Annotated in this window: 28 protein-coding genes and 1 pseudogene; 25 read left to right on the plus strand and 4 right to left on the minus strand. The window is 70.4% G+C overall.

Going from position 1 to position 25420, the window contains the following annotated elements:
• Positions 1-9 precede the first annotated feature (9 nt).
• The 4 genes from IFR14_RS19570 to IFR14_RS19585 all read left to right on the plus strand — a co-directional run bounded on the left by IFR14_RS19570 (position 10) and on the right by IFR14_RS19585 (position 4080).
• Positions 10-942: a 2-hydroxyacid dehydrogenase gene (locus tag IFR14_RS19570; RefSeq protein WP_191942020.1), complete on the plus strand. Its 933-nt coding sequence runs from the start codon at positions 10-12 to the stop codon at positions 940-942.
• Between the two features lie 167 nt (positions 943-1109).
• Positions 1110-1937: a FadR/GntR family transcriptional regulator gene (locus IFR14_RS19575; RefSeq protein WP_191942021.1), complete on the plus strand. Its 828-nt coding sequence runs from the start codon at positions 1110-1112 to the stop codon at positions 1935-1937.
• A complete protein-coding gene (locus tag IFR14_RS19580) occupies positions 1930-3270 on the plus strand; it encodes an alpha-hydroxy acid oxidase (RefSeq protein ID WP_191942022.1) in 1341 nt (446 codons plus the stop codon). The genes IFR14_RS19575 and IFR14_RS19580 overlap by 8 nt, the downstream gene beginning before the upstream one ends.
• A 141-nt stretch (positions 3271-3411) precedes the next feature.
• Positions 3412-4080: an NAD(P)-dependent oxidoreductase gene (locus IFR14_RS19585; RefSeq protein WP_161578679.1), complete on the plus strand. Its 669-nt coding sequence runs from the start codon at positions 3412-3414 to the stop codon at positions 4078-4080.
• A 31-nt stretch (positions 4081-4111) separates the two neighbouring features.
• Here IFR14_RS19585 and IFR14_RS19590 read toward each other — a convergent pair whose 3' ends face one another.
• Positions 4112-4870, minus strand: coding sequence for a polyprenol monophosphomannose synthase (locus tag IFR14_RS19590; protein WP_137244201.1), 759 nt, complete (start codon positions 4868-4870; stop codon positions 4112-4114).
• A gap of 114 nt (positions 4871-4984) precedes the next feature.
• Entirely contained in the window at positions 4985-5218 is a 234-nt protein-coding gene (locus tag IFR14_RS19595) for a hypothetical protein (protein ID WP_079706387.1), read from the minus strand.
• A 246-nt stretch (positions 5219-5464) separates the two neighbouring features.
• On the opposite strand from IFR14_RS19595, the gene IFR14_RS19600 reads away from it, so the two are divergent.
• The 19 genes and pseudogenes from IFR14_RS19600 (at position 5465) to IFR14_RS19690 (ending at position 20626) form a co-directional block, all read left to right on the plus strand.
• The gene (locus IFR14_RS19600) at positions 5465-5737 is read left to right on the plus strand and encodes an acyl carrier protein (protein ID WP_137244202.1); all 273 of its coding nucleotides are present in this window, start codon (positions 5465-5467) and stop codon (positions 5735-5737) included.
• Positions 5734-6927 (plus strand): beta-ketoacyl-[acyl-carrier-protein] synthase family protein, encoded by a 1194-nt coding sequence (locus IFR14_RS19605; protein ID WP_191942023.1) that lies wholly within the window; start codon positions 5734-5736, stop codon positions 6925-6927. The genes IFR14_RS19600 and IFR14_RS19605 overlap by 4 nt, the downstream gene beginning before the upstream one ends.
• Complete coding sequence (locus IFR14_RS20640; RefSeq protein WP_198425071.1) at positions 6924-8771, plus strand: beta-ketoacyl synthase N-terminal-like domain-containing protein; 1848 nt, start codon at positions 6924-6926, stop codon at positions 8769-8771. The genes IFR14_RS19605 and IFR14_RS20640 overlap by 4 nt, the downstream gene beginning before the upstream one ends.
• Positions 8771-9568, plus strand: a complete 798-nt coding sequence (locus tag IFR14_RS19620; protein WP_191942024.1) for a hypothetical protein — start codon at positions 8771-8773, stop codon at positions 9566-9568. Before IFR14_RS20640 ends, IFR14_RS19620 begins: the two co-directional genes overlap by 1 nt.
• Complete coding sequence (locus IFR14_RS19625) at positions 9565-10587, plus strand: hypothetical protein (protein ID WP_194719014.1); 1023 nt, start codon at positions 9565-9567, stop codon at positions 10585-10587. Before IFR14_RS19620 ends, IFR14_RS19625 begins: the two co-directional genes overlap by 4 nt.
• Positions 10587-11717: a beta-ketoacyl synthase N-terminal-like domain-containing protein gene (locus tag IFR14_RS19630; RefSeq protein WP_137244206.1), complete on the plus strand. Its 1131-nt coding sequence runs from the start codon at positions 10587-10589 to the stop codon at positions 11715-11717. Before IFR14_RS19625 ends, IFR14_RS19630 begins: the two co-directional genes overlap by 1 nt.
• Positions 11714-12634 (plus strand): hypothetical protein, encoded by a 921-nt coding sequence (locus IFR14_RS19635; RefSeq protein ID WP_191942025.1) that lies wholly within the window; start codon positions 11714-11716, stop codon positions 12632-12634. Before IFR14_RS19630 ends, IFR14_RS19635 begins: the two co-directional genes overlap by 4 nt.
• Entirely contained in the window at positions 12631-13527 is an 897-nt protein-coding gene (locus IFR14_RS19640) for an alpha/beta hydrolase (protein ID WP_137244208.1), read from the plus strand. Before IFR14_RS19635 ends, IFR14_RS19640 begins: the two co-directional genes overlap by 4 nt.
• Positions 13524-13841: a hypothetical protein gene (locus tag IFR14_RS19645; protein ID WP_137244209.1), complete on the plus strand. Its 318-nt coding sequence runs from the start codon at positions 13524-13526 to the stop codon at positions 13839-13841. The genes IFR14_RS19640 and IFR14_RS19645 overlap by 4 nt, the downstream gene beginning before the upstream one ends.
• Positions 13838-14269 (plus strand): hypothetical protein, encoded by a 432-nt coding sequence (locus IFR14_RS19650; protein ID WP_137244210.1) that lies wholly within the window; start codon positions 13838-13840, stop codon positions 14267-14269. The genes IFR14_RS19645 and IFR14_RS19650 overlap by 4 nt, the downstream gene beginning before the upstream one ends.
• On the plus strand, positions 14266-14634 hold the full coding sequence (locus tag IFR14_RS19655; protein ID WP_191942026.1) for a hypothetical protein: 369 nt from the start codon (positions 14266-14268) through the stop codon (positions 14632-14634). The genes IFR14_RS19650 and IFR14_RS19655 overlap by 4 nt, the downstream gene beginning before the upstream one ends.
• A 60-nt stretch (positions 14635-14694) precedes the next feature.
• Complete coding sequence (locus IFR14_RS19660; protein ID WP_191942027.1) at positions 14695-15810, plus strand: beta-ketoacyl synthase N-terminal-like domain-containing protein; 1116 nt, start codon at positions 14695-14697, stop codon at positions 15808-15810.
• A gap of 233 nt (positions 15811-16043) precedes the next feature.
• Positions 16044-16247 (plus strand): annotated as a pseudogene (locus IFR14_RS21595) (4'-phosphopantetheinyl transferase superfamily protein); the annotation flags it as partial.
• A gap of 205 nt (positions 16248-16452) precedes the next feature.
• Positions 16453-16710: an acyl carrier protein gene (locus tag IFR14_RS19665; RefSeq protein WP_137244213.1), complete on the plus strand. Its 258-nt coding sequence runs from the start codon at positions 16453-16455 to the stop codon at positions 16708-16710.
• Positions 16707-17630: a hypothetical protein gene (locus tag IFR14_RS19670; RefSeq protein ID WP_191942028.1), complete on the plus strand. Its 924-nt coding sequence runs from the start codon at positions 16707-16709 to the stop codon at positions 17628-17630. The genes IFR14_RS19665 and IFR14_RS19670 overlap by 4 nt, the downstream gene beginning before the upstream one ends.
• 29 nt (positions 17631-17659) lie before the next feature.
• A complete protein-coding gene (gene fabG, locus IFR14_RS19675; RefSeq protein WP_240044104.1) occupies positions 17660-18385 on the plus strand; it encodes a 3-oxoacyl-ACP reductase FabG in 726 nt (241 codons plus the stop codon).
• On the plus strand, positions 18382-19104 hold the full coding sequence (locus IFR14_RS19680; protein ID WP_137244216.1) for a DsbA family protein: 723 nt from the start codon (positions 18382-18384) through the stop codon (positions 19102-19104). Before fabG ends, IFR14_RS19680 begins: the two co-directional genes overlap by 4 nt.
• A 41-nt stretch (positions 19105-19145) precedes the next feature.
• Positions 19146-20060, plus strand: coding sequence for an alpha/beta hydrolase (locus IFR14_RS19685; protein WP_161578680.1), 915 nt, complete (start codon positions 19146-19148; stop codon positions 20058-20060).
• Complete coding sequence (locus IFR14_RS19690; RefSeq protein WP_137244218.1) at positions 20057-20626, plus strand: hypothetical protein; 570 nt, start codon at positions 20057-20059, stop codon at positions 20624-20626. The genes IFR14_RS19685 and IFR14_RS19690 overlap by 4 nt, the downstream gene beginning before the upstream one ends.
• Here the strand turns inward: IFR14_RS19690 and IFR14_RS21510 are convergent.
• The gene (locus tag IFR14_RS21510) at positions 20593-23394 is read right to left on the minus strand and encodes a LuxR C-terminal-related transcriptional regulator (protein WP_191942029.1); all 2802 of its coding nucleotides are present in this window, start codon (positions 23392-23394) and stop codon (positions 20593-20595) included. The two genes, IFR14_RS19690 and IFR14_RS21510, sit on opposite strands and share 34 nt — an antisense overlap.
• A 103-nt stretch (positions 23395-23497) precedes the next feature.
• Positions 23498-24379, minus strand: a complete 882-nt coding sequence (ddaH, locus tag IFR14_RS19700) for a dimethylargininase (RefSeq protein WP_342365754.1) — start codon at positions 24377-24379, stop codon at positions 23498-23500.
• Between the two features lie 162 nt (positions 24380-24541).
• Here ddaH and IFR14_RS19705 point away from each other — a divergent pair, with 162 nt between their 5' ends.
• Positions 24542-24979 (plus strand): Lrp/AsnC family transcriptional regulator, encoded by a 438-nt coding sequence (locus IFR14_RS19705; RefSeq protein WP_079706386.1) that lies wholly within the window; start codon positions 24542-24544, stop codon positions 24977-24979.
• Between the two features lie 89 nt (positions 24980-25068).
• On the plus strand, positions 25069-25419 hold the full coding sequence (locus tag IFR14_RS19710) for a GntR family transcriptional regulator (protein WP_079003587.1): 351 nt from the start codon (positions 25069-25071) through the stop codon (positions 25417-25419).
• The last annotated feature ends 1 nt before the right edge of the window (position 25420 follow it).

Consider the following 25420-nt stretch of genomic DNA (forward strand, 5'->3'; position numbering starts at 1 on the left):
CGTCGCAGCATGACCGCTTCTCCACTCATCGTCAGCCTGCCCGCCGACCTGCGCGAGGAGGTGCTGTCGCAGGGCCCCCTCCCCGAGGGCGTCGAGTTCGTCGAATGGGATCTGCGCACCGAACCGCCGGTCGAGCACATCGACCTCGTCGTGCCCGTGTACCTCGGCTCGAACAAGCCGCTCGCGAACGTCGCCGCGGTGACGCCGAAGCTCGTCCAAGTGCAGTCGATCGGTTATGACGGCCTCGCGGACCTCCTCCCCGCAGGCATCACCCTCGCCAACGCGGCGACCGTGCACGAGGCCTCGACGGCGGAGCTCACGGTCGGCCTCATCCTCGCCTCGCAGCGCGGCATCCCGGACTTCGTGCGCGCCGAGCGGACGGGCGCGTGGCTGCAGAGCCAGCGCCCGAGCCTCGCCGACCGCCGCGTGCTCCTCATCGGGTACGGCGGGGTCGGCGCGGCCATCGAGGAGCGGCTGCTCCCGTTCGAGGTGGAGGTCACCCGGGTGGCGTCGAGCGCACGGGAGGACGAGCGAGGGCCGATCCACGGCATCGACGAACTGCCCGGACTCCTGCCACACGCCGAGATCGTCATCGTCGTCGTACCACTCACCGACGGCACCCGCGGCTTGATCGGACACGACTTCCTGGCGGCACTGCCCGACGACGCCCTCGTCGTGAACGTCGCCCGCGGCCCCGTCGCCGACACCGACGCACTCGTGGAGCACGCGACGAGCGGTCGCATCCGGCTGGCGCTCGACGTGACGGACCCCGAACCGCTGCCCGCCGACCACCCGCTCTGGTCCCTGCCGAACGTGCTCGTCTCCCCGCACATCGGAGGCGCGACGAGCGCCATGCTGCCGCGGATGGCGCGTCTCCTGCGTCGACAGATCGAACATCTGTTGGCCGACGAGGAGCCGGAGAACATCGTCCTCCGCACCTGAGTTCCTGGCGCCCGGGCACGTGCCCGCGCTCGCGGCACGCCCTGCGACACGGGCCACGGGCGCGGGCACGTGCCGCGACGGAGAAAAGTTCACAATGGGCTCGCGTTGAATCGGTTCAAGAGGTAGGCTTTGTGGTCTGACCACACCGCAGTGTCGAAGGAGGATCGATGAACGCACCAGTGACGGCAGCGGCCCCCGCGACGCCGCCCGCCACCGCAGCAGCGGAGCCCCGGGCCTGGGAGGTCGTGCTCGCCCGCATCGAGTCGGACCTCCTCAGCGGTGTCCTCACCCCCGGCGACCGCCTGCCCGGCGAACGACAGCTCGCGATCGACCTCGGCGTCGGTCGGTCCAGTGTCCGCGAGGCGATCCGCGTCCTCGAGGTCCTGGGGCTCATCCGCACCCACACGGGATCCGGCCCCACCGCCGGCGCGATCATCGTCGCCACGCCGTCGGGTGGCATGGCCACTCTCATGCGGCTCCAGGTCGCCGCGCAGGGCTTCGCCGTCCAGGACGTGGTCGACACCAGGCTCGTGATCGAGACCGCGGTCGTCCACAGTCTCGCGTCGCGTGCCGAAGCGGCCGTCCCCGATCTCACGCACCCCGAGTCCCTGCTCGACGCGATGGACCAGCCCACCCTCACGGAGGCCGAGTTCCTCGCCCTCGACGCGCAGTTCCACCTGTCGCTCGCCGAGGCGGAGGGCAACCAGGTCCTCGTCGCCACGATGTCGGGCCTCCGCGACTCCATCGAGCGCTACGTCCTGGCCGGTGTCCCCCAACTGGCGTCGTGGTCAGCCACCGCCGACCGTCTGCGCGCCGAGCACCGGGGCATCGTGGAAGCGATCCGCCACGCCGACGCCGAGCTGGCCCGCCAGTCCGTGCGCTCCCACATCACCAACTACTACCAGGCTCGCGAACTGTCAGAAGACGACAGTCCGCACCCCTCGACACCCACCTCAAGCGACAGTTCGCGGAAAGAAGAGACAGACCATGGTTGAACGCCGCATCCCCAAGCCCCACGACCTCCTGCCGCTCATGCAGTTCAAGAAGCCGGAGTTCAACGCCCGCCGGCGACGCCTCGCGGCCGCCACCACCATCAGCGATCTGCGCACGATCGCGAAGAAGGTCACGCCGACGGCACCCTTCGACTACACCGACGGCGCCGCCGAGGGCGAGATCTCGCTGGCCCGGGCACGGCAGGCGTTCCAGGACATCGAGTTCCACCCGGCCGTCCTGAAGAACGTCGCGAACGTCGACACCGGCTGGGACGTCCTCGGCGAGCGCGTCGCGTTCCCCTTCGGCATCGCTCCCACCGGCTTCACCCGCATGATGCAGACCGAGGGCGAACGGGCGGGAGCCTCCGCCGCAGCGGCCGCGGGCATCCCCTTCACCCTGTCGACCATGGGCACGACCTCGATCGAGGACGTCAAGGCGGCGGCACCAGGTGGCCGCAACTGGTTCCAGCTCTACATGTGGAGTGAGCGCGAACGGTCGATGGCGCTCGTCGACCGCGCGGCAGCGGCCGGCTACGACACCCTCGTCGTGACGGTCGACACCCCCGTCGGCGGCGCCCGCCTGCGCGACGTCCGCAACGGCATGACGATCCCGCCGTCGCTCACCCCGAAGACCATCGTCGACGCGCTCCCCCGCCCGGCGTGGTGGATCAACTTCCTCACCACGGAGCCGTTGGCCTTCGCGAGCCTCGACCGCTGGTCGGGAACCGTCGCGGCGCTCATCGACACGATGTTCGACCCGACCGTCGGTCCTGACGAGGTCAAGTACATCCGCGAGCAGTGGAAGGGCAAGCTCATCGTCAAGGGCGTCCAGTCGGTCGCCGATGCGAAGCTCGCCGTCGACCTCGGTGCGGACGCCGTCCAGCTCTCCAACCACGGCGGCCGCCAGCTCGACCGCGCGCCGATCCCGTTCCACCTCCTGCCGAGCGTCGTGCGCGAGGTGGGCAAGGACGCCGAGGTGCACCTCGACACCGGCATCATGAACGGCGCCGACATCGTGGCGTCCGTCGCGCTCGGTGCGCGCTTCACCTTCATCGGCCGCGCGTACCTGTACGGACTCATGGCAGGTGGGCGCGAGGGCGTCGACCGCGCGATCCAGATCCTCTCGGGCGAGATCGTGCGCACGATGAAGCTCCTGGGCGTCGCATCGCTCGAGGAGCTGCAGCCGCACCACGTGACCCAGCTGTCACGGTTCACGACGCTGCAGCCGATGCCGGAGCAGTCGTCGCTCAGCGCCGGTCGGCCGGCAGGCGCGAAGCCCGCGGCACCGGCAGCTCGGAAGGCTCCGGCCCGGAAGCCGGCGGCCGCGAAGGCCTGACCGCCCGACCGAACGCGGTCACCGCCGCACTCCACGGGTTGTCCCCGATGTCCTCCGTCGCTCCGTCGGGAACGATGGAACCGTCCCGACGGTCGCAGCACCTGCGCCGTCGGGCCGGTGTTCGACGATCTGGAGGCGACGGTGGCACAGCTCCTCGTGATCGGTGGGAGCGGCCGCACCGGGCGACTCATCATCGGCGAGGCTCTTCGCCGCGGCCACTCGGTCACCGCCCTCGTGCGCGACCCCACAGCCGTCGTCCCCGGCGACCGGCTGACGGTGGTCCAGGGGTCTCCCCTGCGGAGCGAGGACGTCGAGGAGGCCATGCGTGGCGCGCAGGCCGTCATCATCGCCCTCAGCAACATCGGCTCGTCGGACTGGCCGTGGGCGCGCCAGGTGAGTCCTCCCGATCTCATCTCGAACGCCGTGCGCATCGTGACGGACGCGATGCGGTCGCGTGGCCTCCGCAGAATCGTCCTCCTCTCCGCACTCGGTGCCGGCGAGTCGGTCCGGAGCGTCCCCGCCGGCCTGCGGTGGGCGACGCACTTCCTCCGACTCGGCACCGTCTACGCCGATCACGAGCAGGCGGACGCGTTCCTCCGCCGCTCGGAGCTCGACTGGACCATCGTGCACCCGACTGTGCTCTCGGCCAGCGACGCCCGACGCCCGGTCGTGTCGTCACCACCGGGGAGCTGGCCGAGCTCGCTCCGCATCCCACGCTGCGACGTCGCCGCGTTCCTCGTCGACGCGGTCGACGACGAGGATCTCATCGGCTCGGCTCCGGTCATCTCCTCGGGGCCGCGCCGCAGCTGACGGCCCACCCGCCGACGGGCGCCGCCGCGACTCAGGAGCCGGCGGCCGCCCGTGACGCTGCCGGACGACGCCCGATGATGCGGTCCGTCAGTTCGCAGACGCCCCACCAGGTGACGCGGAGCATCGCCTCGACGACGATGCCGCTCGTCATCTTGGAGGCCCCGAGCGTCCGCTCGGTGAAGGTGATCGGCACTTCGACGATCCGCAGACCGGCGCGGTTCGCGTGCCAGAGCATGTCGACCTGGAAGCCGTAGCCGTGGCTGTGGACCTCGTCGAGCTGCAGCCGACGCAGTGCGTCAGCGCTGAACACGCGGTAGCCGCCGGTCACGTCGCGGGCGGGGAGCCGGAGCGCGAACCGGGCGTAGGCACTGCCGACCCGCGAGATGGCCTCGCGATGCTTGGGCCAGTTGACGACGGTGCCGCCCGGGACCCAGCGCGACCCGAGGACGACGTCCGCGTCCGCGGTGGCCGCGAGGAGTGCCGGCAACTGCTCGGGGGCATGGGATCCGTCGGCGTCCATCTCGACCACATTGCCGAATCCGCGCCCGAGTGCCCAGGCGAAGCCGGCCTTGTACGCGGCGCCGAGCCCTTCCTTGCCGGTGCGGTGCAGCACGTGCACCGCGTCGTCCTCGGCCGCGAGCCGGTCGGCGATCGCTCCGGTGCCGTCGGGTGAGTTGTCGTCGACCACGAGCACCTCGACGGAGGGAGCAGCGACACGGACGCGCGCGACGATCCTCTCCAGGTTCTCGCGTTCGTTGTAGGTGGGAATGATGACCACCGTGGAATCCATGTGCCGTCCTCGTGTCTGCTCAGCCAGCGTAGCGCGCTGAACAGGACCGTATCGGCGGCCTCCGGCCGGACGGCCGGACGCTCAGGAAACGGTCGGCGAACGTCCGGCTGGGGGTCAGTTGTTGCTGGCGAAATGCGCCGGGATGAAGATGGCGAGCGCGATCATGAGGATGCCACCCATGAACCAGACGGCCTGCAGGACGTCCGTGCGGAACGCCTCGCCGAACGCCCACATGCCGCCGGCGAACAGGGCGAAGGCGATCACGACCCAGAACCCCGTCGCATCGCTCAGGGTGCCGGAGCGCCCTGCGTTGGCGCGTTCGTGGTCACGTCGTTCTCCGGCGTCCATGGGTGCCCTTCCTCAGGTTCAAGCGGTCAGTGCAGGTATACGCCGCCCCACTGGCACCCGCAACCCTCTCGGCCAGACCGATGATCGTGCAAGCCGGTGCGGCTGAGGTCGCCGAGCGACTTGCGGGGTCGTTTCGGACAATCGGCGGACCCCATGCGGCCCGCCTGGGGTCGTACCCCATTGTCGTGGCGGAGCGGCGGTTCATAGCGTCGGAGCACCACGTCCGCTCCCGACGACAGGAGAACCATGACCGCACTCACCCCCACCCAGCAGGAGACCATCAAGCAGGAGGTCTGCGAGATCCTCGAAGTGGACCCCGCCGCCGTCAGCACGGACTCGCTCTTCAAAGAGGAGCACGACGCCGACTCGATGCGAGCCATCGAGATCCTCGCTTCACTCGAGCGACTCTTCGACATCGAGATCCCCCAGGCGTCGATGGCCCGGATGGTCAACCTGCGAGGCATCCACACCGTCGTCGCCGAGGCTCTCGACGCCTCCACCGCCTCCACCCCGGCATGAGCGACCGCAGCCGACGGGTCGCGATCACGGGCGTCGGGCCGGTCACGTCGATCGGGATCGGCGCAACCGCGTTCCGCGAGGCACTGCGCGAAGGACGGTGCGGTGCTGCGCCGATCACCTCCTTCGACACGACCGGTTTCGCCTTCGCGCACGGCTGCGAGGTTGCGAATCCACCCGCAGACGACCCCCGCTTCGGGCGTGCCGCGTCGTTCGCCCGCCAGGCGGCGACGCTCGCCCTCGCTGACGCCGGTCTCGACGTCGAGCAGCTCGCCGACGCCCGGGTGACCATCCCGGTCGGCACGACGGACGGCGAGTCGCAGGACCTCGACGAGCTGTCCGACCGCCTCCGCGACCCGGATGCTCGGATCGACCCGGTCCTCGCCGGGCGCGTGCACCCGGTCCACCTCGCGGCCGGCATCGCGGAGCTCGTCGACTCGACGCTCGTCGACCTGGTCACCATCGCGACGGCATGCAGCGCCGGCAACTACGCGATCGGGTACGGATACGACGCCATCGTCGCCGGGGAGGCCGACCTGGCTCTCGTCGGCGGCGCGGACGCCCTGTGCCGGAAGACATTCACGGGCTTCTACCGGCTCGGCACCATCGCCCCGGACCTGTGCCGTCCGTTCGATGCGGACCGGTCCGGCATCCTCACCGGCGAGGGCGCGGGGATCCTCGTCCTCGAGCCGCTTCAGGTGGCCGAGGCCAGAGGCGCGACCGTCCTGGCGGAGGTCATCGGCTACGGGCTCACCTGCGACGCGTCCCACCCGGTGGCGCCCGACATCGCCGGAGTGGCGGCCTGCGTGTCGAAGGCGCTCGAGCGCTCCGGCATCCGTCCCGATGAGGTCGACCTCGTCTCGGCGCACGGGACCGGCACGAAGGCGAACGACGTCGCCGAGTGCACGGCGCTCGTCCGGGTGTTCGGGGAGCAGCCGCCGCGCACGATCTCGATCAAGTCGATGATCGGCCACTCGATGGGCGCGGCGAGCGCCATCGGCGCGATCGCCTCCGCGCAGGCACTCGAGAGCGGCTTCATCCCACCGACCATCAACCACCGCACGACGGACGACGCCTGCCCGATCGACTGCGTGCCGAACGAGTCCATCGATGCCCCGTTGCGGGTGGTCCAGAACAACGGACTCGCCTTCGGTGGGAACAATGCCGTCCTGTTGCTGCGAGCGGCGTCGTGAACGCGAGTGCCGGTGACCCCGTCCGCATCATCGGGCGGGGAGCCGTCACCTCGGTCGGCGCCAACGCGGCCGAGTGCTTCGACCGCATCCTCTCCGGGCACAGCGGTGTCGCCCTCTTGGCGGACCCGTTGCAGGGCCGGTACGCGGCGCGCCACGCCTATGAACTCGGAGACGGTCTCGCCGCTGCGACACCGGGTCGGGCCGGGGCGCTGCTCGTCGAGGCGATCGCGCAGGCGCTGGCCCAGGCGGGACTCGACGAGGGGGCCGACCTCCCGGTGATCGTCGGGACGGGCCTCGGCGAGACGAGGAGCGCCGAACTTGCCTGGATCGCCCGCGAGCCGCTTCCGACGGCTTCGTCGACGCTGGGCGAGGCGGTCCGGGCCCGGTTCGGGAGCAGTCGGGTCGAGACCATCTCGAACGCGTGCGCGGCCTCGCTCTACGCCCTCGCGATGGCCTCCGACCTCATCGACGACGGTGAGGCCGAGACGGTGGTGGTCGGCGGGGTCGACGTCATCTCCTCGAGCATGTTCGGCCTGCTCGACCGGGTGCAGCCCGAGCCGCCCGAGGCCGTCACCCCATTCGACGCCGAGCGGAAGGGAGTCCTCATGGGCGAGGGGGCTGCGGCCGTCGTGTTGTCCCGTGCCAGACGTGGTCCGGTCCTGCGGGGTGTCGCGCTCGGCTGCGACGCGGTGCACGTGACCGCTCCGGACCCCGACGGCATGGCCGCCTGCATCCGGGCAGCGCACGCGCTCGCCGGCGTCGGCGCGTCCGACGTCGACGTGGTCTTCGCCCACGGGACCGGGACGATCCTCAACGACGATGCGGAGGCGACCGCCATCCGTTTGGTCTGGACGGGTCGGGCGACTCCTCCGGTCGTCGCGGTGAAGGGTGCCACCGGTCACACCTCGGGTGGCTCTGGCCTGTTCAGCCTCGTGATGGCCGCGGAGACGCTGCACCGCGGTGTAGTCCCGCCGATCCTCGGCCTCACCTCACCGACGGCTGCGGCGGCGGGACTCGACCTCGTCACCGCTCCCAGGTCGCTGCCGAAGCACCATGTCCGCCCAAGTGAACGCCTTCGGCTTCGGTGGGTTGAACGCCGTCGCCGTCCTCGACCGGGACGAATCGCGATGAGCGCGCACGCGACCCAATCCCCGTCGACCGGCGGCGGCCTGCTCGCCGCGGGCGTCATGCTCCCCGAGCTCGGCATCCTGCGGCCGGAACATCTGCGGCAGGCATCGACCCGGGTCGACCCGGACCTGCAGGCACGGCTCGGGCGCCGAGGCCTGCGGTACAACACGAGGGCTTCCCTGCTGGCGGCGGCGGCCGCGCTCGAGGCGGTCGCCGAACATCCGGTCGAGCGCGGCGATGGGACGGCGATCGTCGCGGCGACGCTGTCCGGTTCGCTCGAGACGACCGCCGCCGCCGCCGAACGCATCGCCGGAGCGGGCAGCGGATCACTCAGTCCGATGGACTTGCCGAACGCGAGCAAGAACGTCCTGGCCGCGCAGCTGGCGATCCGACTGGGGGTGACCGGTGTCTGTCTCACGGTAGACGACGGCTTCGATGGCGCTGCGGTGTTGCGCTGGGCGTCGAGGCTGCTCCGACACGGTCGGGCGTCCCGCGTGCTCGTCGTCTGTGCCGAGGCCCCCTCGGAGGTGTCCCGGACGCTGTACCCGAGCGTCGCTCTCGTCGAGGGGTCGATCGCGCTGCTGCTCGGGCCGGATTGGGCGCGCAGCCGGCCGGCGGTCGATGAGCGCGGCGTGTTTCCGGAGTGGGCGTCGTCGGTCGAACTCGCCACGCTCGCCGCGCCGCTCCGCGCGCTCCTCGGCCCGGATGTGCGCTGATGACCGCGCCCGTCCGCCTGCTGAGCGGCCTCGCCGGCACCCCGTCGGTCTGGCGTCCACTGACGCAGGCCATCGGTCGCGAGGTCGAGGTCGAGATCCCTGCCCCGCCGTGGGCCTCGCCCGACGGCGACGAACTGCCCCGACTGGCACTCGTGGAGGACTTCCTCGCCGCCGCGTGCTCCGGCGCCGAGCTCGTCGTCGCGCACTCCTACGCCGCGACGCTCCTACTCGGGTACATGTGCGTGGCTCGTCGGCGCGGGCTCCCCACGCCGGGGCGGACCGTGCTCGTCTCGACCTTCTACCAGGGGGCGCGGGCAGAGGTCCGCTGGACTGACCTCGCTTCGTTCGTCGAACGCTTCGACGAGGTGCTCGCGGAAGGCATCCGGGCGTCGGGGATCCGTGCCGACGCGCCGTCCGACCGCGTGCTCGACATGGCCCGCCACGTACGCGAACGGATCGGAGCGTACGGCTGGCTGGCGTTCTACACCGCCTACCTCCACTCGGCCGATCTCCCGGTGCACGACCTGCCGGGCGGGATCCGTCTCGCCCACGGAGCGCTCGACACGGCGGCCCCGCCCTCGGGGTCGCGGAGGCTCCGGGCCCGCACCCGCGAGGCCGGACTCGACCTGCCGCTGCTCGAACTCGATCGATCGGCACACTTCCCGATGGTCGACGACCCCATGTCGCTGCACCACTGGTGCATCGCACCGCCCGACGTCGGAGCACCGCACCGCGGTCCCGACTCCACCCCGCGTCCATCCCCACATCCCCACCACGCATGGAAGGCATCACTGTGACCATCACCACCCCGCAGCCGTCCCCCCGCTCGGTCGACGGCCTCGACTCCGGCCGGCTCGCGATCGGCTCGACCCATCGCTCCACCCTTCGGCCCCGCTTCGAGGGGACGAACATCTGTACGTGGATCGGTTTCAAACACGTGAACTACCTCGTCGAGGAAGCGGTCCTGGCGCACTTCCGGGCCGCGGACCTCGGCCCCGGGCAGCTCTTCGAGGAGTACGCCCTCGGACTGGATCTCGTCGACGTCACCACGAGGATCCTTCACGCGCTCCACATCGACGACGAGGTCCGTGGCGAGACCAGCCGCCTGGACGATGTCGACGATGCGGCCGCCTTCCGGGTGGTCCTGTTCGTCGAACGCGCCGGTGCCACGCTCAAAGCCGTCACCTCCACGGTGCACGTCTCCCTCCGCCGTGACGACCGCCACACCGGTGTCGCCGCAGCGGCGCCGGACGTCCTGTCCGGCGCCGTCGTCGACCGGATCGCGCGTCGGGTCAGCCGCGCCGAGCCGCCGGTCGACCGACTCCCGGTCCCGGCCGGCCTGCCGACATCCGACGGAGCGACCAGCCCGACGGTGCCGGTCGAGCTCCTGGCCCGGGGCGGATCGGCGCTGGTCTGGCGGTCTCACATCCCTTACCCCTACTGCCACCACACCGTGCGCCTGCAGATGAGCGGGCACCTTCGGAACCTCGAGGAGGTCGTCGACCGCTATCTCGCGGCCCATGGCGTGAGCATCCGGACCCTACTCGATGAGCAGGACTGGATCCCCGTCGTCCCGGTGTCGCGCATCTCCATGGTCGCCGAGGCGCTTATGGAGGAAGAACTCATCACCGTCTTCGAGGTGGTCCAGGTGTTCAAACGTGCCACCTACACCGCGCGCATGGACAGCTACGTGATCCGCGACAGCGACCTTGTCCTGGTGGCCACCGGCACCATCACCCACGGGTACGCCGTCATCGAGAGCCGGTCCGACTGGTCCATGATCGAGTTCGACGACCGCCTGCTCGGCGCGCTGTGATGACGACGACGCCGGTGCTGCACGTGCTCGGCCTCGGAGCGGTCAGCGCGGCGGGCGTCGGGGTCGGGGCGTTGTGGCGGGCCATGAAGGGCGATCGCCCCGCGCCCCGGCGCACCGACGACGAGGCGTTGTCCGCGCCCGTGCGCTCGATGTTCCGCGTCGGTGACGACGAGGTGCTGGGCCACCGTGCCGCCGGATTCGGGATCACCGCTGCGCGGGAGGCGCTCGACGAGGCGGCCGGACGAGGCTTCGACGGGGCAAGCCTCCGTCTGGCCGTCGTCGTCGGCACCGGTATGGGCGAGACCACAGGGCAGGAGGCGGCGCGTTCCTCGGACGGTCGAGCGAGCGAGCAGAGCGCGTTCGAGACGGCGACGCTGATCGCCGACGCCGTCGGCGCGACGGGTCCGGTCGTCTGCGTGAGCAACGCCTGCGCCGCGTCGGCCTATGCGCTGGGCCACGCTGTCGACCTCCTGTCGGTCGGCGAGGCGGACGCGGCGCTCGTCGTCGGCGCAGAGGCCTACTCGCGGAGCGCACTCGCCGCATTCAACCGGCTCGGCGCACTCGACGCCGAAGGATGCCGACCGTTCGCCGTCGACCGGCGGGGCACCGTCTTCGGCGAGGGAGCGGGCGCATTGCTGCTCGTCCCGGAGACGCACCCCGCCGAGCCTGTCGCCCGCGTGGTGGGATCCGCCTTCAGCTGCGATGCGACGCACCCGACCGCCCCGGACGAATCCGGCGAACAACTCGAACGAGCCTTTCTCAGTTCCTGGAGCGCCGACCAGGAGGGGCCCGACGCGGTGATCCCGCACGGGACGGGCACGCAGCGCAACGACGCCGTGGAGGCGACCATGCTGGAAGCCCGTCGGCCCGATGCGCCCTGGTTCAGCCTGAAGGCGCTGCTCGGGCACACCGGTGGCGCCTCAGCGAGCCTCGCGTTCGTTGCCGCCTGTCTCATCTCCGCGAACCGGCTGCTGCCCGCGAACGTCGACGTGGGTGAACCGATCCCGTCCGCGGCACCCCGGCTGCCTGCCGCGGCGGTCACCTGGGACGTCCCGCCCCGTATCGCCGTCAACGCGTCCGCGTTCGGCGGGAGCAACTCGACCGTGCTCTTCGAAGGGATCCCGACGTGACGATCATCCTCGGAACGCACCGGGTCCTACCTCCTGATGACGCCGTCGCGTCCGGCTGCGGGGCGGACTGGTTCAGGCCGTCGGACCACCTCCCCGGACGCGGCGTCCGGCTCCTCCCGCGTGGCGTGCAATTGGCGGCTGCGGCGGTCTCCGGATTGCCGCAGGAGATGCTGTGGGCCTGTCCGGCGGACCGTCGTGGTGCCTGGATCGTGACGTCGACCTTCGCGGAACGGATGCAACAGGAGATCGATGCGGAGGTGCTCGCGTCAGGGTCGGACGGCCTCAGCCCGCTCTCGGCACCGTACTTCTCCGTGAACCTCCTGGGCGACCGCCTCGTCCGGGATCACCGCGTCAAGGGCATGGCCGTCGCCATCACCAGCCCGCGCACCGGGCTGACCGACGCGCTCGCAGGCGCGGCTCACGCTCTCGCGCTCGGCCGGGTGGACCGAGCCGTCATCGTGTGCGCCGAAGTCGACGCCGACGGTTCGGGCCGGGTCCGCGAGGGTGCCGTGGCCCTCGTCCTCGCCGCGGAGGATGATGCGCCGGACACCGACGCCGTCGTCGCCCGCGTCACGGTCGATCGAGGATTCCTCCACGGCGAGGACTCGCCTCTCCGCCTCGGTCAGGAGGCGAGCGGCGCTCCGTCCGCTGGCCGAAGCGGCCACCGGCACCTCGTCTTCTCGGACCGCGCGCAGGACAACGCGGCCCTGCACCGTGTCATCGACCTCGACGGTGAATGCGTTGACGCCGAACGGTCACCCCTCCGTCGTGGCTCGATCGATCAGGCGGTCGCCCTCGCGGACCTCGCCGAGGGCCCGGGCGGCACGCTCACGACCGTCGCGGTGGCCGGTGAGTGGTCGCGGATCGAGATCTCCACCTTGCCCGGCCGCCCCGACGCCGACGGAGGGCGCCGATGAGCCTCCGGACCGCCGCGCGCCGTTGGGCACCCGTCGCCGCGATCTCGGGCGTACTCGGAACCTTCCACCCCGCCCCCTCGGACGTCCCCGACCTCCCCCTCTGGCCGGAACCGGTGGCGGAGCGGATCACGGTGCGGTCGGGCAGGGACGGCGTCCGGGTCGCCTGCTGGTTCCTCGACTCGACGGGACCGCACTGCGTAGTGGTGATGCACGGGCTCGGACAGACCGCCGGCGACGTCGCCAGGCAGTGCGAGGCGATCAGAGCCGCCGGGCATCACGTCGTCGTCTTCGAACTGCGCAACCACGGCCGGAGCGACCGTCGGCGTCGCTTCATGCGGATGTCCGACAGGCAGGTGGCGGACCTTGCTGCGGTCGTCGACCGCGTCCGCTCCGACCCGCGCGTCACCGGGCGGATCGGGCTGTTCGCCTGTTCCTTCTCCACGTGGGCCGCGACACGGCTCGCCGCGACCGGCCGCGCGGGGACCATCGACGCACTGGTCTGCGACTCGGGCCCGGAACGGTCCACCGGGCGGGCGATCGGGAGCATCGTCGCCCGTCGAGCGGAGTTCGCGGGGCGTACCCCGGCGCAGGCGCAGCGCGCTGGGCGGTTCGCCGAATGGTTCGCCAGGACGATCATCGCCGAACCGGATTGGCCGCCGCCCCGGCTGACGACGCCCTCCCTGTTCCTCGTCGGCCGTCGTGATCGCGTGATCAGCGCCGCAGAGGTGCGCGCGTTCGCCGCCCGCTATCCGACGGCACGATGCACGGTCGATCCACGCGCCGCGCACCTCACCTGGGCGTCACGTGACCCGGAGCGCTACGACGGACTCCTCCGCGATCACTTCGACGCGCACCTCGGCGAGCCGGCGCGACGGACGGAGTGCGGACGATGAGCGGCCGCTGGTGCCTGATCGCGATCCGGCGTGCCGCCATCGCCCATGACGGCCTCCGCCGCGACGCGGAGGCACTCGCCGCAGAGGGGTGTCTCGTCGAACTCGTCTTCGCGGGCGACGCGCTGAGCGAGTTCCTCGCGAGCTGCGCGGACGAGCCCATCGCCACGACCGCGTCTCCCTATGAACGGTTGGTCGACCGGCACTCGCTTCGACGTCGCGGATCGCCTGAGCTGCCGCGGGACGTCATCGTCGTCGACGAGTACCATGTGGCCGACCGGCTGCTCGACCCGGCCTGGCGGGTGGTGTGGCGATGACCCCGACGGCACCCGCATCCTCGCGGCCGGCGCAGGCGCCCGCCGACCTGTTCGTCATCCTCGCCGCCGCACCGTTCGGTGATGAGTCGGTCAGCACCGCGGTCCGCTGCATCCGTGCGGTCCTCGACCGCGGTGGGAGGGTGATCGTCTGGACCTGCGGGTTCGCGAACTGGCTCACCCAGGAAGGCCATCCGTCGGTCAAGCCGACGAACGCGTTGGCGCGCGATCAGGACTACCCGTCGACCCAGTCGATCGTCCTCCGGATGATTGATGAGAAAGAGGACCGCCTGGAGTGGTACGCCTGTCGGTTCTGCAGCGACGAACGCAACCTGCTTCGCCACGCGCCGGCGGCGCACGTGAGGCTCGCCATGCGGCTCGTGGCCACGAGCCGGCGGGCTCGGACCGTCATCTCGGTGGGTCTGACGTGAACGGGCCCTGGCACGTGGTGCTCGACCAGCCCTTCCGCGGTGACGTCGAACGGGCCTACCTCGACTCCCTCAACCAGGTTCGCGTGTGCTCCGCGCAGTGTCGGGGCGACCTCGAGGTCTCGCTCCGCGGCGAGGCCGTGCTGCTCGCGAGCCGCCGATCCACCGACGCTCCCCTCGCGGACTGGGGCTCGATCCCCCTCGACGGACTCGATGCGGTCATCGACGACGGAACGGAGGTGCTGGTCGAACTGGAATCCTGTCGCACCCTCCTCGGTGCCGCGCCCCTCCGAGCCGGCGTGCGCCTGGTCACCGCCTCGGACCTCGCGCGGCGATGGCTCGACTCGTCCGCCGTCCTGTTCTTCTGACCCCGACGCCCTCCGCCCAGGACCCACCGCGTCCCACCCCATCCACCTCGAAAGGCCCCAGTGTCCTCCGTCCCACCACCCAGCGCACTGCGCGCGGACCACTCGTCCACGACCTCGACTCCGAGGCGACCACTCCACATCGCCGCGATCGCCGCACGTTCCCGATTCGGGTACGGCTTCGAAACGGTGCTCGACGCCCTCACCACCGGCGCCGAGGCGCCGTCCACCGTAGTCGAGGACGCGCTGGCCCGCCCCATCGAGGGGTTCGATCTCCGGACGGAAGCCGGCCCGGGGAGCGTGCGGACGCTCGACCGAGCCACCGGCATCGCGCTGTCGGCGCTCGCCTCGCTCTGCTCCGAAGGGACGACGGTCGGTCCGGAAACCGCGCTGATCCTCGGCACGAGCATGGGCAGTGTGGCTAGCACGATCCGCTTCACGCAGGACGGCCTATCGGGCAGCAGACCGTACCTCGTGGACCCGTCGCGGTTCCCGAACACGGTCATGAACTTCGCCGCTGGGCAGAGCGCGATCAGGCACGGCCTGACTGGTCCCAACGCCACGGTGATCGCGGGTGCGGTCACCGGGATCACCGCGCTCCGTTACGCGCGCCGGATGATCGGCGGCGGGCAGGCCGAGCGCGTCGTGGTCGGGGCGACGGAGGAGCTCAGCGCGGAGCGGATCCGCCTCGCTCGGGCCATCGGGTCGGCCACGTCGATTCCGCTCGGTGAGGGTGCCGCGATGCTGCTCCTCACCCCCGTCACCGAGGCCACCGACGGACCGGCCGTCCTCGTGACCGAAGCCCTGACCGCGTTCGCCTCCGCCTCCCGGCCCGGCGCCGGAGATCGATCGGCAGGCGCCCTCGTCGCGAGGGCCTCGGCAGCCGGCACGGGCACTCCGCAGGCCGTCATCGCCGTGGGCGCCGACGACGACCTCGCGCCGCTGCTGCGACAGGTGCGCGCGACCCCGAGCCCGACCATCGAGCTCGCTCCGCACACGGTGCTCGGCGACACCGGTGCGGCAGGCGCGACGTTCGCGATCGGGCTCGCCGCGGCCTGGCTGCAGCGCGCTCCGCGCTCCGTCGACGGGACGGCGCCGAACGTCTGGGTGCTCGCAGCCGACCCGAGCGGCCACCTCGGGATCGCCGTGCTGACACAAATCGACCGGGGTTCTGCGTGAGCCGCGACGGCACAGGCACCGGTCGGAACGTCGTCGTCGTCGCTCGCTCGGCGGTCGACGCCGGTCGCGACCACGTCGACCCACTGGTCCGGACGGCCGCCCGCCTCCTCACCGGGCGGGACCCCGGGCCGACCGAGGTCGTCCGACGAGCCGGTCGTCGGCCGATCCTCAGCACCGCCGACCGCCCCACGCACGTGTCGGTCTCGCACTCCGGTGGCCTGACGGCCGTCGCCGTGTCGCGCTCGCCCGTCGGCGTCGACATCGAGCAGCTCCGCCCGATCGCCGATGCCCACCGCATCGCGCGACACCTCGCCGGCTGCCTGGACGATCTCGGTGCGCGGACAGGCTCGCACGACCTCATCCGCGGCTGGACCCGCTACGAAGCGGTCACCAAGGCCCTCGGCTGCGGCTTGACGATCGCCCCTGAGGAACTGCTCATCGACCGGACGGGGACGGTGCGGTGGCGCGGCGTGGCCCTGCCCCTCACCGTGTGGTCGACCTGGCTCGACCCTCCGGTGGGCGACCGCGCCGGTCCGCCGCTGGCGGTGAGCGTCGCGACCCGGCCGTGCGGCCGGACGTCCGTCGTCACCGCCCCCCCCCTCCTCTCAGCAGCACCCCACCCCTCGATTGATTGGAACCGCCATGACCACCACCATCGACCGCGAAGAACTCCGCACGCTCGTTGCGACGACCCTCGACATCGACGTCACCGAAGTGACCGATACCGCCTCATTCACGGACGAGCTCGACGTCGACTCGCTCATGGCCCTGGAGGTCATGGTCGTCCTCGAACGTCGTTTCCAGGTCAAGCTGGACGAGCATCGCCTGGCCGAGATCACCTCGCTGCTCAGCGCTGAGCGGCTCCTGCGCGAGGCGCTGGAGGCGGGTGCTGCTCGATGAGCGTCGTGGACGCGCCCACCACCGACTGGCCGGTGCAATCCGCCTGCTTTCCTGCGCAACACCCCGTGTTCACGGGCCACTACCCCGACTTCCCGATCGTCCCGGGCGTCCTGCTGGTCGAACAGGCTGCGGAGGCGGTCGCCGCCGCCGGCGTCCCGGTGGGCCTGTGGACGGGCGTGCACCGCGCCCGGTTCCAGCAGGCCGTTCGCCCCGACGACCAGGTGTCCACCCGGATCTTCGACGTGTCGACCAGTCGTGACGGGGTGCGGGTCCGGGTGGTCTCGACGGTCCGGGACCGTCAGGTGTGCTCGGCGACCCTCGGGTTCACCGGGCCGCCCGGCGGCATGGACCCGTGCGTCACCTCCGTCTCGACGGATGACGGGCGGCTCCGTTCGCACACCGCCCCCTCGGTCAACGTCGACACGCTCGGCAGCGTCACCGAACTACTCCCCCACCGCCAGCCGATCCTCCTCGTCGACCGCGTGGAGTACCTCGCGCCGGGGTCCTCCATCTCGACCCGGAAGGCCGTCTCAGCGAACGAGGGGCTGCTCCGCGACCGCCCGACCACGGCGCTGCTGCCGTGGAGCCTGCTCGTGGAGTCCTGGTGCCAGTCCGCGGCCCTCCTCGTCGTCGCGGGCGACATCGACCAGGACAGCGGAGCGCGCGACCCCGGCGGTGAGCGCGTCATGCTCTTCGGCGGCATGCGCGACGTCCACTTCGACCGCGCGGCCCGCCCCGGCGACCTGCTGGTCCACGATGCGTTCCTCGACCGCTCGGTGCCGGGCACGGCCGTGCTGAGCGGGCACAGCCTTGTTAACGGTCGGATTGCGCTCACCGTCGGCGGAATCACGCTCGCAGAACGGGCGCCGTCCGCCGTCGCAGCGGCCGGAGACCTCCACACCGCCGGCGGTACGCGGTGACCGGCGGTCGCGCGGGTGACGAGCGGCCGGTGGCGATCGTCACCGGGGGGTCCCGGGGCATCGGTGCGGCGATCGTGCGGCGCCTCGCCACGGACGGCTTCGCCGTTGCCTTCTGCTCACGAAGCGCGTCGGACGACGCTACCGCCCTCCTCGCGCACCTCGAGGAAGCAGGTGCGGGTGGCCTCCATCGGATCGTGGACGTCACCGACGGCTCCACCGTCCAGGGTTTCGTCGAGGAGGCGGTGGAGGTCCTCGGCGCCCCCTCGGCGGTCGTGGCGTGCGCCGGGATCACCCGCGACCATCCGCTCGCCCTCCTCGGAGAGGAGCAGTGGCGGGAGGTCATCGACACCAATCTGACCGGCGCCTACCACCTGTGTCGAGCCGTCACGCTCCCCCTGCTGCGGCGCCGCGCGGGTTCAATCGTCCTCATCGGTTCCGTCGCCGGCACATACGGCAATGCCGGGCAGTCCAACTACGCGGCCTCGAAGGCGGGTCTGGAGGGCCTGGGACGATCGCTGGCGAAGGAACTTGCCGGGAGGGGCATCCGGATCAACGTCGCCGCGCCGGGCTTCATCGAGACCGACATGACGGCCGTCCTCGATCCGAAGGTGCGCGAGCGGGCGAGGACCGCGATCCCCATGGGGAGGTTCGGCTCCCCCGAGGACGTCGCCGACCTCGTGGCCTTCCTCGTCTCCGATCGGTCTACGTACGTGACCGGTCAGGTGCTCGGTGTGAATGGCGGGCTGACACTGTGAGCGCCGGCCCGCCGAGTCTGCGCTGGTACGCCTCGATCAGGAGCCCCTATTCTTGGCTCGCCCTGCACGACACCGCCACCCGGTGCCCGCAGCTGCTCGACCGCGCCGAGCTGCGCGTGTTCTTCGAGCCTGATGACGCCCGCCACGGCCCGGCGGCGGAACGGGCCGCGCGCTTCCACTACACGCCCATGAGCCGAGTGAAACACCGCTACATCCTCCGGGATGTCGCGCGGCTCGCAGCCGACCGCGGGCTGCGGGTGACCTGGCCAGTCGACACCAACGCCCAATGGGAGGTGTCGGCGATCGCCCTCGCCGCGACGCTCCGCGCGGATCAGCAGCTCGGGAAACGCCTCGCATACGCGCTCTCGACGGCGCGCTGGCAGCACGGCGTCGACGTGCACGAGGAGACCCAGGTGGCGGAGGTGCTCCGAACCTGCGACCTGGACCCGGCCCTCGCGGTCCTGCACGCCACGGACGAGGGCTCTGAGCTCGGTCGTACGCTCCTCACCGAGCTCGACCGGGACGGCGTCTTCGGCGTGCCGCTCGTGATCGTCGGACGGGAGCCGTTCTGGGGGATCGACCGGCTGACCGCGGCAGCGGCGGCGGCCGGTCTGACCGGCTCGCCGTCGATCGATCCGGACGGTGACCCGGGCCCCAAGCCTCAGGGCACTGAGAGCGGCGAGGATGCCGCCGACGACCATGCGGGCGGTTGTGGATGATCACGGACCGTTGGTATGTTAAATGTAACATTGGAGGTGTGATGCAGATCAACGACGCGTCGCGCGGCGAGGCCGCGATGATCCGTCTCGTGGCACGGTTCGCCGCCTTCGCGCTCCTGCATCCACGGCGCCGACCGCCACATCGTCGGCCCAGCGACCACGGGGTGGCCGACTGGCGTTCGATCTCGGTGGTCACGGACCGCGGACGGCTCGACGGCTGGCTGCTGCACGGCCGACGCGATCGACTCGCCCTGGTCGGGCATGGCATCGGACTGTCCCGATCCGCCTCGCTCGACCAGGCCATGCACCTCCACCGCCGCGGCTACACCGTCCTCCTCTTCGACCTCCGCAACCACGGCCGGTCGCACCGTGACCCCTCCGGGACAGGCATCGCCGACCGCTTCACCACCGACATCGAGCAGGCGGCTCAGACCCTGCGGGCCGACCACGGCTCCACCGATGCGCTCCTCCTCGTCCTCGGCACCTCCTTCTCCACCTTCCCGAGTCTGGCGGCCGTAGCGCGTGGCTCCGCCCGGATCGACGCACTCGTCTGTGACAGCGGACCGGGGCTCACGCTCGACTCCCTGTTCACCGGCTTCTTCCGCGCGGGGTTCGGCCCGCGCGTCCCCGGTTTCCGCAGCCCGGAACGACGGGCGGCGCTGTACCGGGCGATCGCCAGTGACGCGGTCCGACGTCTCGGTTCTTCCTGGCCCCCCGAACCCGCGAAGGGCGATCTCGCGCGGACGCCGATGCTGTTCATCACCGGCTCCACGGACGACATCATGCCGCCGAGCGAAGTACGACGATTGACCGACCGCTACGACACGGCTCAGCTGGTCACCCTCGACTGCGGCCACCTGCGCGGCAACAAGGACCAGCGCGAGCGCTACTACACCGAGCTCGACGCCTTCCTCACCGCGGTCGAGACCGTCCACACGGACCGCGGCGCCCCGTGAGTGCTCGTGGCCCCGACCTCCCGCAGCGCGCCCCCTGGCACTGGTGCGGAGCCTTGCCCGAGGGGACGGCCGTTCCGCGACCGCGCAACCCGCTCGTCCAGCGCGGCGCCGAGCAGCGTTGGACGAGGGCGGTCTGGGCGGCGGCCACACCGGCGACCGCCTTCGCGTGGCTCTGCCAGCTCCGGGTCGCCCCGTACAGCTACGATTTGCTCGACAACGGCGGACGGCGCAGTCCCCGCACGCGGAACCCGGAGCTCCTCGCCGTGCGGACGGGCGATCCGGTGATGACCATCTTCACCACGACCGCCGTTGAGCCGGGACGGTCCATCGCCGTCCGCATGAACCCGGGCGTTGCGACGTTGCTGTTCGGGGCGATCGAGCTCCGGTACACCACGATCCCAGCCGGAGCGGGGGTCTGGCTCCTCGCGGAGATGCTCGTCCCGCCCACCCCTGGACCCTTCGGGCGAGTCCGGCGGACAATCCTGGCCTGGGGCGACTTCGTGATGATGCGGAAGCAGCTGCTCGTGCTCGCTCACCTCGCCGCAGCGGAGGACGCCGCCACCTGAGGAGCACCTTCCGCGGCACTGAGTGCGATGAGCTGCGACCTCGACGCGATGCGCAGCCGACGGTAGACGCCGGTGAGGCGGAGCTCGACGGTGCGTAGTGAGACATGGAGCTGGTTCGCGATCTCCCGATTGCGATACCCGGCCGCCACCAGATCCACGATTTCGCGCTGCACGTCATTCAGATCCCCGAGCGCCCCGGGAACCTTCGGCTGATCGGCCGCGACGTAACGGTTCTCGACCAGTTCGACCCAGGTCATGAGCCCTTGGGCCTCGAACTCCGCCACCGCGAGGACGGCCGACTCTCGAGCCCTGGACGGGAAGCCGCTTCGCTCGAACAGGAACGCGGAGACAGCCAGGGTTCGCGCCAGCTCATACGGCGAGTCCTCGGCTCGGAACCGGTCGACAAGGTTGGCACAGGCCTCGTTCGCGTCATCACCCCGGAGTGCGAGCACCCTCGACCGGGCGAGAGCGAGCTCGGCCCACCGACTCGGGAACGCCTCGCAGGAAGCTTGGAACTGTTCGAGTTCGCGCTTGACGGCCGCGGTGTCACCAATCATCGCCGCAACCTCAATGACGTCCGGCGACAGACGAAGGAGTTCTGGATTGCGCGCGTTCGACGACGCAGCCTGCATGCGGCGCAGCTCATCCAAGACCTCAACTGTCGGCTCCACATAGGCGCGACGGACGGCGCGCCTCGCGTCAAGGTAAAATCGAAAGGGGAGAGTGGTGACGTCGCCGGTCAAGACTCGACCGCGGCGGTAACAGCGCTCAGCTAACGCCGCATTACCTCGCTCCGCCCAGAACCACGACGCGAGGAACGCCCATCGCGGCTCCTCATGCGGCCGCTCGGGGTACTCGGAGAGGTGCTCGTTGATGAGGCCGAGAGCTGCGCGCATCCGCCCCGCCCGGATCTCATTACAAACGGTATACGTGACCGCAGTGCGACCCATCATTCCCGCTCGGGGATCGCGTTGCGCGCCTACTCGGAGGAACGTCCGGCGCGCGTCGTCGAACCGGCCCAGATGAGACTGCCTCACCGCGTCGATGAGGAGGAGCCGCGGATCAGGTGGCCGCGCCGTCGGGGTGCCGGGCGCAGAGGCCGACCGGAATCCCGGGTGTGTCGGCCTCGACCCGCCGTCAGGACTGAAAGATAGACAATGCTCGCCACCCAGGACTCCGATAAGCGCCACACCAGCCTGCGTCAGAGCATGGGCGTCCGGGCGATTGATATCCCGAGAGCCGCCCGTCGCTGCAGCGTACGCATATGTGGTTCGCTCTGCGACCGCCATAGCGGAACGCAAGTGCCGTGCGGCGCTGTCCAGCTCCCACCGTTCGAGGTGCCCGAGGGCGACGAGTTCGTGTAGCCGGACGGTCGCCGCCGGGGCCACGCTCTCGTAACGCTCGGTGACTTCAAGCAGCGGCTCCGACCTCATCGCGCCTACTCGCTGGAACTGCGCGACCGCTCGGACCCAGGCGAGCAGGAGCGCTGCTTCGCCTCGAATCCGTCGGCCGCTCCGGCTCGCCAGGATTGCGTATCGATCAGCGTGCCCGAGTTCATAGCGCAAAGCGAATGCTTCAGCGACTCTGGCCATCGCGAGCGCATCGAGCCCGAATCGCGCGCCGAGCAGCGCCCCGCGCTCGACGAGTTCGACAGCGAGACGCACATCCTCACCACTGAGGAGAACTGCCCTCGACCACCGGAGCATCTTGGCGACCTCGGCAGCACACGGCCTCACGAAACTCCGATGCCACACCTGCATCGCGCCCCGTTCGAGTACTGCAAGGCGCTCATGTAACTGCTCACGGTCGGCAGGGCGAAGCGCTTGATATACGGCGGCGCGCCGGTGCAGTTGCCTGAAGCGGACAGTAGACCCACTCGAGACCAGCAGTCCGCCCTCGATGAGTGGCGCAAGGAGTGTGTCGACATTTGAGAACAGCTCGTCGAGTGCAGTCCGAGAAACCTCCCACGCACTGGAAACGATCTCGAGGAACAGCCGCTCGCCGCTCGAACACTCAGGTAGCTCTCGAAGCACCCGGACGGCGGCCGGGGCAGGCAAGAGCTCGGGGAAAGCGACCGCGCATGTGCCGGTGCGTTGTCCCTCCGTGAGACTGTGACAAATCGCCACCGCCAGCCCGGCGCTGCCCGACGCCACCAGCGAGATCGTCGGGGCGACGACTGGCCCGGTTGCGCCCAGCTCCTGTTCGACGATGTCGTTGATGACCGATGTCGGCAGTGGCACCATCATCTCAGTCGGTATTCCGTCGAACGACAAATCATCGGGCTCTTGCGAGCAGGTGAGGACTACTTGGAGCCCAGGTCGCACCAGTCGGCGGAGAACATACGCGAGCACCTGTTGGCTGAGTAGATCGAAGCAGTCAACGTCGTCGATTAGGAGAAGGAGTTCGCGTGTGTCGATTCCGCGGAGCACTGCAAGCAAATTGCGTGCAATGCTGACTGGATTCCGATCGCCGAGAAGCATCGACTCGAGCCGGTCGGCCTGCTCTAGCCCGAAGAGTGTGCTCATCCCCGCGACGCACGCCGAGAGTCCCGAAAGGGGGATGTCCACCTCGTGACGCGAGGCGGTGACCAACGCGGCAGTTGCTGGGGAGTGAGCGGCTAGCTCGTTCAGTAACCAGCTCTTACCGAATCCGAACGGAGCAATCACCAGCAGAACCTGAGGCGTACGGCGCTCAACGACCTCGAGGAGGCGCTGGAACTCTTCAGTTCGGGCGTCGTAGCCCCGCGGGGGTGTCCAAATCGGGCCCACCCTTACCCCCGCGACAATCGTGCAAGTCGTATGACCTACTCACACGAGTATACATGTGAAATATTACTCGTGGAGCGAGAAGGAGCGGACGGGATGGAGCGGGCTACGCGCGCAGCTCGAGGGTGCAGCACTTCACGCCGCCGCCGCCGAGGAGCAGCTCGGACAGGTCGACGCCGATCGACGTGTAGCCGCGCTCGCGCAGCTGACGCTCGAACCCGACGGCCCGCGCGGCGATGACGACCTCGCGACCGTTCGAGATCGAGTTGAGGCCGAGGACGGCTGCGTCCTCGGTGCTCACGTGGATCGCGTCGGGGTAACGCTGCTCGAGGATGCGGTTGCTCGCCTCGTCGAACGCGGTCGGCAGGTAGGCGATGTTCGCGGGCGAGCCGTCGGCGGGAGCCACCGGGTCGAGCACGGCGATCGCGGTGTCGAGGTGGTAGAAACTCGGGTTCACGAGGTTGAGGGTCACGACCTCGCGGTCGAAGATCCGACGCACCTCGTCGTGGCTGCGGGGATCGGTGCGGAACCCGGTCCCGGCGAGGATGGTGTCGCCGACGAGCATGATGTCGCCCTCACCCTCGTTCACGAACTCGGGGCGCTCGACGCGGAAGCCGTTCGCCTCGAACCAGTCCATGTAGGCCGGCCCCTCGGGGATGCGCTCCTCGTAGGTGAACTTCGCCCCGTAGGCGATGCCGTCGAGGGTGAAGCCGCCGTTCGCCGCGAACACCATGTCCGGCAGGCCGTCGAGCGGGTCGATGAGGTCGATCCGGTGGCCGAGATCGAGGTAGGCCTGGTGCAGCTGTTCCCACTGCGACACCGCGAGCGAGGTGTCGGTCGGGTCGTCCGGGTTCATCCAGGGGTTGATCCGGTAGCTGACGGTGAAGCGGTCCGGCCGGCACATGAGGTACCGACGCCGGTTCGCGACGCGGGTGCCGGTCGCGGCGTGCTGCGTGGTGGGGGTGGGGTGGTTGAGCGTCGACGACACGTCGGCCTCCAAACGAGCGAGGGTCGGCGGACGAGGTCCAGGGGCCCGGGGGCACGCCACGTTCATCATCGCATGCGATTCGCAGCGTTTTCACGGAGTTTGGCGCAGGAATGCTGCGAAGTGGCAGCTTTTCACGCAATGATTGCGCTTACACTGAGTCTCATGGACAACCTCGACCGCGGCATCATCGACCTGCTCCGACAGAACTCACGCGCCGGCTACGGCGACATCGGCACGGTCGTGGGCTTGTCGGCCTCAGCGGTGAAGCGCCGCGTCGACCGCCTCGTCGCCGACGGGGTCATCCAGTCGTTCACGATCCAGGTCGACCCCACGGTCGACGGCATGCAGACAGAAGCCTACGTCGAACTCTTCTGCCGCGGCACCGTGTCCCCCAACGAGCTGCTGCGGATCCTGTCGGGCGTCCCGGAGGTCGTCGACGCCGGCACCGTCACCGGGAGCGCCGACGCCATCGTGCACATGCGGGCCAGGAACATCCCAGCCCTCGAGGACGCCCTGGAGAAGGTGCGGATCGCCCCCAACGTCGACCACACCCGCAGTGCGATCGTCCTCACCCGCCTCATCCACCGCCACATCGACTGACCCCTCCCCCGGCCCGCGAACTGTCACCAACGCACAGTGCGGCTCGTTTGAAGTCGCCATTCGTGACCGTTCGCGGGCAGGATGGGCGGATGGAGTGGACGATTCAGGCGGGGACCAGTGTGTTCGAGCAGCTGCGGACGCAGGTGATCGAGGCCGTCCGCGACGGACGACTGGCGACCGGGGCGAAGCTCCCGACGGTGCGCGGGCTGGCCGACGAGCTGGGGATCGCACCGAACACCGTCGCCAAGGCGTACCGGCTGCTCGAGACCGACGGGGTCATCGAGACCCGGGGACGCGCGGGAACGTTCGTGTCAGCGCACGGCGACGCGATCGACCGGCAGGCGCAGCTGGCAGCGGCGGCCTACGCGGACCGCATCCGAGACCTCGGTGTCTCGCCGGAGGACGCCGTTGCGCTCGTGGAGGCCGCGCTCCGCGCCTGAG

It is taken from the genome of Plantibacter sp. CFBP 8775 (assembly GCF_014839505.1).
Classification (GTDB): Bacteria; Actinomycetota; Actinomycetes; order Actinomycetales; family Microbacteriaceae; genus Plantibacter; species Plantibacter auratus.

Bases quoted from the DNA above. Each gene is read 5' to 3' on its own strand.
- IFR14_RS19570 (WP_191942020.1), top strand. From the start codon at position 10: ATGACCGCTTCTCCACTCATCGTCAGCCTGCCCGCCGACCTGCGCGAG.
- IFR14_RS19575 (WP_191942021.1), top strand. From the start codon at position 1,110: ATGAACGCACCAGTGACGGCAGCGGCCCCCGCGACGCCGCCCGCCACC.
- IFR14_RS19580 (WP_191942022.1), top strand. From the start codon at position 1,930: ATGGTTGAACGCCGCATCCCCAAGCCCCACGACCTCCTGCCGCTCATG.
- IFR14_RS19590 (WP_137244201.1), bottom strand. From the start codon at position 4,870: ATGGATTCCACGGTGGTCATCATTCCCACCTACAACGAACGCGAGAAC.
- IFR14_RS19595 (WP_079706387.1), bottom strand. From the start codon at position 5,218: ATGGACGCCGGAGAACGACGTGACCACGAACGCGCCAACGCAGGGCGC.
- IFR14_RS19600 (WP_137244202.1), top strand. From the start codon at position 5,465: ATGACCGCACTCACCCCCACCCAGCAGGAGACCATCAAGCAGGAGGTC.
- IFR14_RS19605 (WP_191942023.1), top strand. From the start codon at position 5,734: ATGAGCGACCGCAGCCGACGGGTCGCGATCACGGGCGTCGGGCCGGTC.
- IFR14_RS19620 (WP_191942024.1), top strand. From the start codon at position 8,771: ATGACCGCGCCCGTCCGCCTGCTGAGCGGCCTCGCCGGCACCCCGTCG.
- IFR14_RS19630 (WP_137244206.1), top strand. From the start codon at position 10,587: ATGACGACGACGCCGGTGCTGCACGTGCTCGGCCTCGGAGCGGTCAGC.
- IFR14_RS19640 (WP_137244208.1), top strand. From the start codon at position 12,631: ATGAGCCTCCGGACCGCCGCGCGCCGTTGGGCACCCGTCGCCGCGATC.
- IFR14_RS19645 (WP_137244209.1), top strand. From the start codon at position 13,524: ATGAGCGGCCGCTGGTGCCTGATCGCGATCCGGCGTGCCGCCATCGCC.
- IFR14_RS19650 (WP_137244210.1), top strand. From the start codon at position 13,838: ATGACCCCGACGGCACCCGCATCCTCGCGGCCGGCGCAGGCGCCCGCC.
- IFR14_RS19665 (WP_137244213.1), top strand. From the start codon at position 16,453: ATGACCACCACCATCGACCGCGAAGAACTCCGCACGCTCGTTGCGACG.
- IFR14_RS19670 (WP_191942028.1), top strand. From the start codon at position 16,707: ATGAGCGTCGTGGACGCGCCCACCACCGACTGGCCGGTGCAATCCGCC.
- IFR14_RS19685 (WP_161578680.1), top strand. From the start codon at position 19,146: ATGCAGATCAACGACGCGTCGCGCGGCGAGGCCGCGATGATCCGTCTC.
- IFR14_RS19705 (WP_079706386.1), top strand. From the start codon at position 24,542: ATGGACAACCTCGACCGCGGCATCATCGACCTGCTCCGACAGAACTCA.
- IFR14_RS19710 (WP_079003587.1), top strand. From the start codon at position 25,069: ATGGAGTGGACGATTCAGGCGGGGACCAGTGTGTTCGAGCAGCTGCGG.